Source organism: Limosilactobacillus albertensis (assembly GCF_014145555.1).
Lineage (GTDB): Bacteria > Bacillota > Bacilli > Lactobacillales > Lactobacillaceae > Limosilactobacillus > Limosilactobacillus albertensis.
The window spans coordinates 90,978-103,417 of sequence record NZ_JACIVD010000062.1 but is presented as its reverse complement, the minus strand read 5'-3'; the positions used below and the strand labels follow the sequence as shown (position 1 = coordinate 103,417).

General features: G+C 38.8%; 9 protein-coding genes. All 9 read right to left on the bottom strand.

Features of this window, described 5'->3' with window-relative positions; all coding sequences use genetic code 11:
- Positions 1 to 7: 7 nt before the first annotated feature.
- Positions 8 to 4,336, bottom strand: coding sequence for a PolC-type DNA polymerase III (locus H5S41_RS05985; RefSeq protein WP_182602694.1), 4,329 nt, complete (start codon positions 4,334 to 4,336; stop codon positions 8 to 10).
- Positions 4,337 to 4,411: 75 nt separating this feature from the next.
- Complete coding sequence (locus tag H5S41_RS05980; RefSeq protein ID WP_182602693.1) at positions 4,412 to 6,145, bottom strand: proline--tRNA ligase; 1,734 nt, start codon at positions 6,143 to 6,145, stop codon at positions 4,412 to 4,414.
- A 23-nt stretch (positions 6,146 to 6,168) separates the two neighbouring features.
- The gene (rseP, locus tag H5S41_RS05975) at positions 6,169 to 7,443 is read right to left on the bottom strand and encodes an RIP metalloprotease RseP (protein ID WP_182602692.1); all 1,275 of its coding nucleotides are present in this window, start codon (positions 7,441 to 7,443) and stop codon (positions 6,169 to 6,171) included.
- 22 nt (positions 7,444 to 7,465) lie between these two features.
- Complete coding sequence (locus H5S41_RS05970; protein ID WP_182602691.1) at positions 7,466 to 8,251, bottom strand: phosphatidate cytidylyltransferase; 786 nt, start codon at positions 8,249 to 8,251, stop codon at positions 7,466 to 7,468.
- Positions 8,252 to 8,270: 19 nt separating this feature from the next.
- Positions 8,271 to 9,050: an undecaprenyl pyrophosphate synthase gene (gene uppS / locus H5S41_RS05965; protein ID WP_182602690.1), complete on the bottom strand. Its 780-nt coding sequence runs from the start codon at positions 9,048 to 9,050 to the stop codon at positions 8,271 to 8,273.
- Positions 9,051 to 9,276: 226 nt separating this feature from the next.
- Positions 9,277 to 9,840 carry a ribosome recycling factor gene (gene frr / locus H5S41_RS05960; RefSeq protein WP_182597901.1) on the bottom strand — a complete coding sequence of 188 codons (564 nt, stop codon included), beginning with the start codon at positions 9,838 to 9,840 and terminating at the stop codon, positions 9,277 to 9,279.
- Between the two features lie 4 nt (positions 9,841 to 9,844).
- Positions 9,845 to 10,567, bottom strand: a complete 723-nt coding sequence (gene pyrH / locus H5S41_RS05955; protein ID WP_153709771.1) for a UMP kinase — start codon at positions 10,565 to 10,567, stop codon at positions 9,845 to 9,847.
- Positions 10,568 to 10,648: 81 nt separating this feature from the next.
- Positions 10,649 to 11,524, bottom strand: coding sequence for a translation elongation factor Ts (gene tsf / locus H5S41_RS05950; RefSeq protein WP_163705235.1), 876 nt, complete (start codon positions 11,522 to 11,524; stop codon positions 10,649 to 10,651).
- A gap of 99 nt (positions 11,525 to 11,623) precedes the next feature.
- Positions 11,624 to 12,415: a 30S ribosomal protein S2 gene (gene rpsB / locus H5S41_RS05945; RefSeq protein WP_153709773.1), complete on the bottom strand. Its 792-nt coding sequence runs from the start codon at positions 12,413 to 12,415 to the stop codon at positions 11,624 to 11,626.
- Between the last annotated feature and the right edge of the window lie 25 nt (positions 12,416 to 12,440).

The window sequence follows — 12,440 nt, the reverse complement described above, 5'->3', positions numbered from 1 at the left end:
GTATTGCCTAAAACAAGCTGAGTTGATTCTCATCAGGTAGCTTATCTAGTACATGATTATCCGTTAAGAAATCAATAAGGGTTTGCGAAACTTTCCCCCGCTCTGCTAAATCCTCTTTAGAAAGAAATGGTCGTTCTTCACGTGCGGCTACAATTTGTTTAGCAACATTCAGTCCCAGACCAGGAACCGCACGGAATGGGGCAATTAATGAATCGCCGTCGATTAACCAGTCGGACGCATCTGATTTTTCAATGTCGACCATCTTAAATTTGAACCCACGCTCTAACATTTCATTTGCCAATTCAAGGATTGTCAATAAGTTCTTTTCCTTTGCACTGGCATCGTTTCCTTTATCATTTATTTCTTTCATCCGCTGTTTAACTGCGTCTTTACCATGCGACATAGCAACCACATCGAAATCATCAGCACGGACTGAGAAAAATGCACAATAATAAACTAACGGGAAATAGACCTTAAAGTAGGCAATCCGCAACGCCATTAAGACATAGGCAGCAGCGTGCGCCCGCGGGAACATATATTTAATCTTTAAACATGAATCCATGTACCATTGCGGAACATTCGCCTCATGCATTTTCGTTTGCCATTCATCTGGAATACCGCGTCCTTTTCGCACGTGCTCCATAATCTGGAAGGCAATTTCCGAATCCATTCCATAGTGAATCAAGTCGGTCATAATGTTATCACGACAACCAATAACATTGGCGATTGTTGCAATTCCCTGCCTAATTAATTCCTGGGCATTATCCAGCCACACACCGGTTCCGTGAGAAAGGCCAGAAATTTGTAGCAATTGTGAATAGTTCTTCGGGTGTGTATCTTCTAACATCCCTCGAACAAATCGCGTTCCGAATTCAGGTAATCCTAAAGTACCAGTCTTACTTTGAATCTGTTCTTCAGTTACACCTAAAACTTTAGGACTTGAGAAAAGCGCCATCACCCCTGGATCATCCATCGGAATTGATTGCGGATCAATCCCTGACAAATCTTGTAAAGCACGAATCATCGTTGGATCATCATGCCCTAAAATATCCATTTTAAGAATATTATCGTGGATCGAGTGGAAATCAAAGTGTGTCGTTTCCCAGGCCGCAGTTTGATCATCAGCCGGATACTGCACAGGGGTAAAGTCATAAATATCCATATCATCTGGAACAATAATAATTCCAGCTGGGTGCTGTCCGGTTGTTCGCTTAACCCCGGTTGCACCTTTAGCCAATCGATCTTCCTCAGCCTTTCGGAATTCCTTTTCGGTATCTCGTTCGTAGGCTTTGACATAACCGTACGCCGTCTTATCAGCGACCGTTCCAATTGTTCCGGCACGAAACACATTTTTTTCGCCAAACAACACTTTCATGTAATTATGGGCAATTGGTTGATAGTCACCGGAGAAGTTCAAATCGATATCAGGAACCTTATTTCCTTTAAAACCAAGGAACGTTTGGAAAGGAATATCATGCCCATCTTTTACCATTAAAGTCCCACATTTAGGACACTTTTTATCTGGCAAATCAAAGCCTGAACTGTATTCACCCTGGGTATAGAAATGTGTAAACTGACAATTTGGGCATCGATAATGAGGCGGCAACGGGTTAACTTCTGTAATTCCCGACAGCGTTGCAACAACACTTGAACCAACGGAACCCCGCGATCCAACTAAGTATCCGTCTTTATTAGACTTTGCAACCAGTCGTTGAGCAATTAAGTAATGCACGGAGAATCCATTTTTTACAATACTGTTCAATTCCAGTTCAATTCGGTCTTGCACTAACTGCGGCAATGGATCTCCATACCATTTCCTTGCTGTATTCCATGTCCGATCTTGGATTTCTTGTTCGGCACCTTTCATATGTGGCGGATAAAGTTTGTCCTTCACCGGCCGAATATTATCATCAATTTCATCAGCAATCTTATTACTATTTTCAACAACAACTTCGTGAGCTTTTTCTTCACCAAGGAATGAAAATTCTTTAAGCATCTCATCAGTTGTCCGGAAGTGAACATCTGGACGTTCTGTCCTGTTTAATGGATTTGCGCCACCCTGTGAATTAATTAAGATCTTGCGATAAATTCCATCATGAGGATCTAAATAATGAACATCACCAGTTGCAACGACTGTTTTATCAAGTTCATCCCCCAATTTCACCATATTCTTCAAAATATCTTCAAGGTGGGCCTCATCCGCGATCACCTGTTGTTCAAGTAATGGTGCATAGTTTGGTTTAGGCTGAATTTCAATAAAGTCATAGTAACGAGCCTTTTCTAAAGCTTGTGAATACCCTTTTTCCATCATTGCTGTAAATACTTCTCCAGATGAACAAGCCGTTCCTAATAACAATCCTTCACGATATTTTGTAAGAACTGTTCGTGGAATCCGTGGTACCCGATAGAAGTATTCAACGTTTGACAGGGACACTAGCTTAAATAAGTTTTTTAAACCAGCTTGCGTCTGCGCAAAAATTGTAACGTGGAACGGACGTGCATGACGATAAGCATTGTTTTCTTCCATATGTTTATTCAAGTCATCAACGTACTTTACGTCATAACGAGCCTCTGCATCTTTTAAGAACTTATAAAGCAAGTGTCCGGTTGCTTCGGAATCATAATTAGCTCGGTGGTGATGCTCTAAGGCAACCTTAAATTTCTTACTAAGTGTATTTAACCGGTACCCACGCATATCAGGATAAAGAAACCGTGCTAAAGGCAGCGTATCAATTACCGGTTCTGTAATTCTTTCCATTTGGTGACGTTCATAACCAGTATTCATAAAGCCCATATCAAATGACACGTTATGCCCAGCAATGATAGATCCCTTACAGAAGTCCTTAAACATTTTGAAAACTTCTTCTTCAGTTTTCGAGCCTTGAACCATTTCAGTGGTAATACTAGTCAAGTTAGTTGTTTGTTCTGATAATGGAAATCCCGGATCAATAAATTCGTCAAAGCGCTCTAAAACATTACCATCCTGCATCTTAACAGCAGACAATTCAATTACCTTATCATAGATTGCTGATAAACCAGTTGTTTCCACATCAAAGATAACATATGTCTGGTGAGCAAGTGATTGATGGTTTTCGTTATATACTAATGGAATTCCGTCATCAACAACGTTTGCTTCCATTCCATATATCATTTTAATTCCTGTTTTTTGGGCAACACTAAATGCTTCCGGAAAAGCTTGTACATTTCCGTGATCAGTCACCGCAATTGCCGAATGCCCCCACTTGTGCGCACGAGTAGCAAGTTCGGTAATTGAATTAGTGGCGTCCATCTGACTCATTGTAGTATGAGTATGGAGTTCTACCCGTTTCTCATCTTTTGGTGCTTGGTCTTGACGTTCTGTATGAGTAACTTCATTTACATCGTAGGCAGTAATTACTAAGTCCCGCATCCACGTATCTTCCTGAACCGGACCACGAACTTTCAACCACATTCCCGCCTTAATATTTGCAAACTGAGCTTCTTCATCACTATTTCTGGAAAACTTCTTTACAGCAAACGATGATGTGTAATCAGTTATTTCAAATGTTAATAATTGGCGTCCAGATCGTAATTCGCGGATTTCAGCATTAAAGACGTACCCTTCAACAACTACAGAGCGCTCTTCACCCTCAATGTCCTTCATTTGCACAATATTTTGCTTACTATCAATTAACCGTCCTAATTGAACTGGACCATCAGCAGGAGCAACTGGTGCACTCTTTTTAGTAGCCTTAGTAGCTTCATTTTTCTTAATACGAGCAGCCGCCTTAGCAGCAAGAGCGGCATCCGCCTTTTCATGCTTAGCTTTAAGCTCCTCAATTTTAGCTTGGGAAGCCGATTGATCTACAAAAGGATGAATTCTAAATTTTGGAAAGCCAAGTTCTTGGTAAGAATTTTCAATTGTATCTAATGCTTTTTGCGCTAATAGGTCTTTGATAAGTTCATTTTCAACCACTAACGTTACCCGACCGTCTTTTACTTCGGGCGCTGTTTGTAAGCAAGCTTGCTGAAGCATCGGCGAATCGCTAACTGCATGGTTAATAATAAACTGCCAATAATTAGCAATCTGAGCCCCATCAAGTTCAGTCATCGGTGTACTAATTTTTAAGCTAACTTTTGCAATATCCTTAAACCCTAATTCTAAGCTTTGATTAAATTGAGTAAAAAGATCATACGGCAAGGCTTTATTAAAGATTAAGTGAAACTCCCAATGACGAGACTTTTTATGGACAACAACTGATTGAACTGCGGCATTTCTGAATGCAGAATTGTCTTTTTCGGGAAAATGAATCTGTTCTAGTAGTTTTCCAAATAATTCTTGGCGACTTAATCCCACGTTCTAATCCTCCTACTTAAAAATGTGGTGCGAATAACGTTATCTATCATAACATCGCAACCACATTAATTTAAATTATTTATTTGCTTCTTCGTTTAATTGCTTTAATAAGATGCCAATTGTATTTACTAATTCTTCTTGCTTAACCTCTACAGTTTCACCTGTTTTACGAATCTTAATTTCTACAATCCCATCTTGAGCTTTCTTACCAACCGTTACTCGAATAGGAATTCCAATTAAGTCAGAATCGGCAAATTTTACTCCGGCGCGTTCTTTACGGTCATCAACAAGAACCTCGTAACCCGCTTCAGTTAGCTGTTGGTCAATCTTATCAGCCATTGCCATTTGATCTTCTTTTTTAGCATTAACAGGAATAACGTGAATGTCAAATGGAGCAATGCTGTCTGGCCATACTAATCCATTTTCATCAGCATTTTGTTCTGCGACTGCGGATAGTAAGCGTGATACACCAATTCCATAACATCCCATAATTACATCTGTTAACCGACCATTTTGATCTAAAACTTGTGCCCCTAACTTTTGAGAATAGAGCGTTCCAAGTTTAAAAATATGACCGATTTCAATCCCATTAGTAAATTTAATTGGATTTCCATCAGGAGCTATTTCCCCTTCTTTAACATTACGAAAATCGCCAAATTGGTCAACTCGGAAGTCACGATCAATATTGGCATTAACATAGTGGTAGCCATCTTCATTTGCACCACATGCCATGTTAACTAAGACCTTAACATAATTATCAGCAAGAATCTTTACATCTTTGTTTACGCCTACCGGACCTAATGAACCTGGATGAGCATTGAGATATTTCATTGCATCTTCTTCAGTAGCTAATTCAAGTTCCTCGCAATCCAACGCATTAGTAACTTTTGCTTCATTTACTTCATCATTACCACGCATTAATACTAATACTGGTTGATATTCATCCTCGCCCATCTTAGCAATGTACAACATTGATTTGATTACTTGGCTAGAATCCATAGCAAGACTCTCAGCAGCTTCATCAACCGTGTGCGCTCCAGGAGTTGCTTTCTTTTCTAACGGTGCTTGAGCGGCTGTTTGTTGAACTCCGGTAAATTTGCTTACCGCCTTCTCAAGATTAGCTGCGTAATCACCATCAGTATAAGCAATAATATCTTCTCCAATTTCCGCAGGTGCAGAGAATTCTTGCGAGTTTTTGCCTCCAATTGTTCCTGAATCAGCTAAAATCACTTTATAATTCAGACCAATCCGATCAAAAATATTACGGTAAGCCTTAGCCTGTAATTCATAAGCATCATCGAGCCCTTTTTGATCTGCAGAGAAGGAATAACCATCTAACATTTCAAATTCTTTTCCTCGAAGGATACCATAACGGGGACGGTCTTCATCACGAAACTTATCTTGTAACTGATAGACAACTAAAGGTAATTTCTTATATGACTTAATACTATCACGAATTACTTCGGTAAAAGTTTCTTCATGGGTTGGACCAAGAATAAATTCACGATCACGACGATCAGTTAATTTAAATAAGTTGTCTCCATAACTCTCATAACGTCCTGACTTCTTCCATAAGTCAGCAGGAACAAGTGCAGGCATCATCATTTCGATAGCGCCAGCACTTTCCATCTCATCACGAATAATGCCTTCAATTTTCCGAATAACCCGATATGCTAATGGTAAATAAGACCACACACCAGCAGATACTTGATAAATGTAACCTGCCCGAATCATCATTTTATGGCTTAAGACTTCCGCATCACTTGGAGCCTCTTTTTTTGTTGGAATTAATACTTTTGACTGTTTCATAAAGAATATACTCCTTTGTTAAATTACCGAATAAAATATCTCTGAATATCGTTCCACGTTACTAGAACCATCAATGTTAATAAAATCAAGAAACCAATCATTGTGATAACACCTTCAGCTTTTTCTGGAATTGGCCGCCGAATTATCGCCTCAACAATATTTAGCAGTAACTTACCACCGTCTAATGCCGGAATCGGTAGCAGGTTAACAATCCCTAAGTTAATGGATAATAGCGCCAAGAAGTTTAAGACACCATTGATTCCTAATGAAGTAGCTTGTGAAGTACCAGCATAAATTGCTACTGGGCCTCCTAAATCATTTAAGCTAAAGCCATGAGTCACCATATGACCAAGAACACTAAATATCAATGTACCAGCCTGAACAAATTGCTGCCAACCAAACTTTAAGCGGGCTGCAAGGCCAGTCTCTTGTTTCTCAACAATCCCAATTTGTCCCACTTTTTGGTGACCGCGTTCCACTGCTTTAGGTTTAAGCTTAGTTTGATAAGTGTGCTTTCCCCGTTCATATGTGATCGTTACGGTTTTATTGGGTTTGTTTGAAATATTTGTCGAAAGATCCGTCCAGTTATTTATTTTCTGGTTATTGACTTTTGTAATTCGATCTCCCGCAGTTAAGCCCGCTTTATCCGCAACAGAGCCTGTATTAACATGTCCTAATTGATTACTATTAGTTGGAACACCTGTTAAGGTAAATCCAAGGATAATAAATACTATTAATGACAAAATAAAGTTATTCATTGGCCCTGCAAAGTTAGTCATCATTCGCGCCGGAAGACTTGCAGAGCGGAATTGTACATCTCGTGGTGCAATCTGTACTTTAGTGCCATCACGTTCAATAATCATTGCATCATGATCAACACTGTATACTTTTAGTTGATCTTCATCACCATTGACGTATCCTTTTATCCATAAGCCATCTTCTAAATCACAGGCAACCAATTGAAGGGGAATCCCTTGAAATAAGGTTGTCTTATCACTGGCATTAATACTGATAACTTTATCTTGATCATTTAATTGAATTGTCAATGGCGTCCCTGGCTTTAATTCATCCTGATCTTCATCGTCAGCACCAGCTAAACGGACATATCCACCCAATGGCAGAATTCGGATTGTATAGGTAGTACCATTTTTTCGTTTCCACCAAATTTTTGGCCCCATACCTATTGAAAATTCACGAACTAAAATTCCTGCTCGTTTAGCAAAATAATAATGGCCATATTCATGAACAAGGACAAGGATTCCAAAAACAATAATAAATGTAATAATTGTTATTATCAAAAAATCTCTTCCTTACCTTTAATTAAATGATCCCTAATAAATGAAGCATTGGCATAACAATTAGCATACTATCAAAACGGTCGAGAATACCACCATGTCCAGGAAGAATCTTTCCCGAATCTTTCACGCCATAGTAGCGTTTTAATGACGATTCAATCAAATCACCAAATTGACCAAATATTGAAAGAATTAGAGTAACAAATATCATCGTTACCCATCCCGCACCAACAGGAATAAAGTAACAATAGATAGCCAAAATAATAATAGCTGCTACAGTTCCGCCAATTGAACCTTCCCAAGTTTTATTTGGACTAATCTTAGGAGCAAGTTTGTTTTTACCAATCTTTCGTCCAATTAAATAAGCTCCACTATCTGTGATCCAAACAATTAGCATTCCATATAATAATGTTTGAAAGTTAATTGCACGAGCAGTAATAAAGTAATGGAATCCGATTCCAATATAGAGCATTGCTAATGTTAAAACACCAGCATCATCAAAAGTAAAACGCTGCTTCCGAATGACTGTATGTAATAAGAGTAAGACTACTAAAATATAAAAGCCAAACCACCGCGTTGCAACGCTGGGTAAAAAGTCAAGCCAGCTATCAGGCAGAATCAATAGGGCAACACCCAAATAACTAACTAAAGCTTCAAATGATATTACAAACATTTTTTTCATTACTAACACTTCTGACATTGCAATAATTCCAAGTGCAACTGCTGCAATTGTCAGTGGCCAATGACCATACACTATAAGCGGTATAAAAATTGCAAGTGCAATTACCGCGGTCGTTATTCTTGTTTTCAAAACAAAATCCCCTTATTAATTATTGATTTTTTAAACCACCAAATCGTCGATGACGTCCTTGATATGCAATAATTGCATTTTCAAGTGATTTAGCATTGAAGTCTGGCCAATGCTCTGGAACAAACTCTAATTCACTATAAGCAATTTGCCAAAGCATAAAATTACTGATTCGTTCCTCACCACTTGTCCTAATCAAAAGATCTGGATCGGCATATTCACCTAATTGTGCCGACATAAGATAGTTGCTAAATGTAGTTTCAGTAATGTCAGTAATATCAAGGCTGCCAGACTTAACATCTTCAGCAAGTTTTTGCGCAGCTTGAGTTAGCTCATCACGACTACCATAATTCAAAGCAAAGTTTAAGATCATTCCATCGCAATTAGCGGTGTCTGCCATTGCATCACGAACCGCTTGCTGAGTCGATTCTGGAAGCCGCGTGATATCACCCATTACAGTTACCTTAACATTATGTTTAACCAAATCTGGCACAAAGGTTGAGAAGAATCGAACGGGTAGCTGCATTAAATAGCTAACCTCGGAAGAAGGCCGTTTCCAATTCTCAGTCGAAAAAGCATATAGCGATAAGACTTTTATTCCCAATTCACTAGCAGCAATTGTAACTTTTTTTACAGTCTGCATTCCTTGTTTATGACCGGCTACTCGCGGAAGATGCCGTTTTTGTGCCCATCTTCCATTACCATCCATAATAATAGCAACATGATTAGGAATCTTTTCCATATCAAGTTGGTGGTTTATTTTGTCATTTTTATTTTTGGAAAACACTAACTGTTCCTCCATTTTTGTTATGTACTTAGGATTAATTAGCGAAACATTCGTCACAATGTTAAAACTTGAAAATTAAATCCCGCCAATTAATTATAGCCTTTATTATACCAGAGGCAAAATTTCTTTTGTTAATCCGCAATAAATTGTTACATAGTTTTAGCATAAGCACTTGAAATTTGACAAAAAATAAAAGGCTGTGGACTTGTCTTAGGTTCACAACCTTTTACAACCAAAGAAATTAGCCTTCCATTAATTCCTTTTCTTTTGCACTTGCAATATCTTCAAGGTTCTTAATTCCAGCATCAGTTTCATCTTGGACTTTCTTTTCAAGATCATGAAATTCATCATCATTAAAGTCCCCGCTCTTGTTCCCCTTCTTTAGGTCATCCATTGCTTCTCGACGTACATTTCGAACAGCAACTTTGGCCTTTTCTAATTCTGCTTTTACGTCTTTTACTAATTCTTTTCGCCGGTCTTCCGTTAGTTGGGGAATAATTAACCGAATTGAGCTCCCGTCGTTTTGTGGAGTTAGTCCGAGATTTGAAGCATAGATTGCCTTTTCAATTTCTTCAAGTACGCTCTCATCGTAAGGCGTAATTAACAATTGACGTGCTTCTGGAATTGTAATTGATGCAACTTGGTTTAATGGAGTAGGTGCCCCATAGTATTCAACCTTAACTGAATTTAATAAACTAGCATTAGCTTGACCTGCACGAATGTCTGCAAGGGTCCGTTGCAAGGCATCACCTGATTTTGCCATTTTCTTCTTGGCATCATTTAAAATATCTTTTCCTGTAGCCATATTATTAGTCTCCTTCAATTGTCGTACCAACTTCTTCACCAGTTACTACTTTCATGATGTTTCCTGGTGTATTCAAATTAAAGACTACCAATGGAATGTGATTGTCCATTGATAATGAGCTGGCAGTAGTATCCATTACATGCAAATTCTTTTCGATAATATCCATATGTGTCAAATGATCGAATTTGGTAGCGTCCTTTACTTTATTTGGATCAGCAGAGTAAACGCCATCAACACCATTTTTCCCCATAAGAATTGCATCAGCATTGATTTCAGCAGCCCGTAACGCAGCTGTTGTATCAGTAGAGAAGTATGGGCTTCCCGTTCCACCAGCAAAAATAACAATTCGATCTTTTTCTAAGTGCCGAATTGCCTTACGCCGAATATATGGTTCAGCGATCTGACGCATTTCAATCGATGTCTGTACTCGCGTTGGAACATCGATTGATTCGAGAGCATCTTGTAATGACAAAGCATTCATAATCGTTGCTAACATTCCAATATAGTCAGCTTGAGCACGTTCCATCCCTAGTTCAGCACCAGTAACACCACGCCACATATTACCGCCACCAACAACGATAGCAATTTGAACTCCTAAGTCATGAACTTCTTTTAGTTCTTTAGCAACGTCTTTTAATACCGGTGGATTAATTCCGAAACCTTTATCTCCTGCTAATGCTTCTCCACTAAGCTTTAATATAACTCGCTTATACTTAATGTCTGCCATGCGATATCCTCCTTGAATTTGCAAGCTAATTTCTAAAAAAGGACGCACTACATTGAGTACGTCCTCCTACCGACCGAACGCTTAGTTCATTTGGTCTTTAACTTCTTGAGCAAAGTCATCTTGCTTTTTTTCGATTCCTTCACCAACTTCGTAACGAATGAAGGACTTCAATTTACCATTTTTACTTGTAACATATTGTTCAACAGTTTGGTCAGAGTCCTTAACAAAGTCTTGATCAGCTAAGCAAATTTGTGAAAGGAACTTGTTTAAACGACCTTCAACAATCTTGTCAACAATCTTTTCAGGCTTACCTTCGTTTAAGGTTTCTTCCTTAAAGATAGCACGTTCATGGTCAAGACGTTCTTGAGAAACATCATCACGAGTCATGAATTCTGGATTAATAGCTGCAACGTGCATTGCAACATCCTTGGCAGTATCGTCATCAGCACCTTCTAAGACAACTAATGCTGCAATTTGGCCACCTTGGTGTAAGTAAGCACCGAAGCTGTCACCATCGTTCTTTTCTACAACAGTGAACCGACGAAGACTAACTTTTTCACCAGTCTTTTGTGTAGTACTGATAATATCATCATTTAATGTACCATTTTCAGTCTTAATTTCTAATGCTTCTTCAACATTAGCAGGTTTGTTTTCACTAATTAACTTAGTAACTTTCTTTAATAAGTCCTTGAATGGTTCACTAGCAGCCACAAAGTCAGTTTCTGAGTTTAATTCAACAATTGCAGCAGTGTTGCCATTAACAGCAATATCAGCTAAACCTTCAGCTGCAACACGATCACTCTTCTTGGCAGCTTTTGCAATACCTTTTTCCCGAAGATAGTCCATTGCCTTGTCCATGTCACCATCACTAGCAACTAATGCCTTTTTAGCATCCATGATACCGGCACCGGACTTTTTACGTAATTGCATAACTTGAGCAGCTTTAATTTCAGCCATGACGAAATCTCTCCTTTTATTTAATATCTTAGTTGAAAAAAGGGCTGTTCAGTACTCAGGCCAGAATGGTCCGTACAAAACAGCCCAAGAATTAATATTTTAGTCTTCTTTGCCTTCAACGCTGTTCTTTAAGTTCTTTAATGAATCTTCAGTAACAGTTTCATTAGCAGCGTTGTCATCTGCAGCAACTTCTTGTTGAGCATCATCTTGACCTTGCTTACCTTCAACAAATGCATCAGCCATCTTTGAAGTGATTAAGCGAACGGCACGGATAGCATCATCGTTTGATGGGATAACGTAATCAATGTCGTCTGGGTCAGTGTTAGTATCAACCATGGCAACGATTGGAATGTGTAACTTTTGAGCTTCCTTAACAGCGATTTGTTCCTTGTGAGGATCCACGATGAACATAACATCTGGGATCCGTGGCATATCTTCAATACCACCAAGGAAACGTTCAAGCTTTTCACGTTGCTTAGTTAAAACGGCAACTTCCTTCTTAGGAAGAACATCAAATGTGCCGTCTTCGCTCATCTTCTTAAGTTCTTTCAAACGAGCAATCCGTGATTGGATAGTCTTCCAGTTAGTTAAGGTACCACCTAACCAACGATGGTTAACGTAGTATTGACCTGCACGAGTTGCTTCTTCTTCAATAGCATCTTGAGCTTGCTTCTTTGTACCAACAAATAAGGCAATACCGCCGTTAGCAGCAACATCCTTCATGTAGTTGTAAGCAGTATCGATTAACTTAACAGTCTTTTGTAAGTCAATGATGTAAATACCGTTACGTTCAGTAAAGATGTATTCTTCCATCTTAGGGTTCCAACGACGAGTTTGGTGACCAAAGTGGACACCGGCTTCAAGCAATTGCTTCATAGATACAACAGACATAATATACCTCCAAATTGTTTTTCCT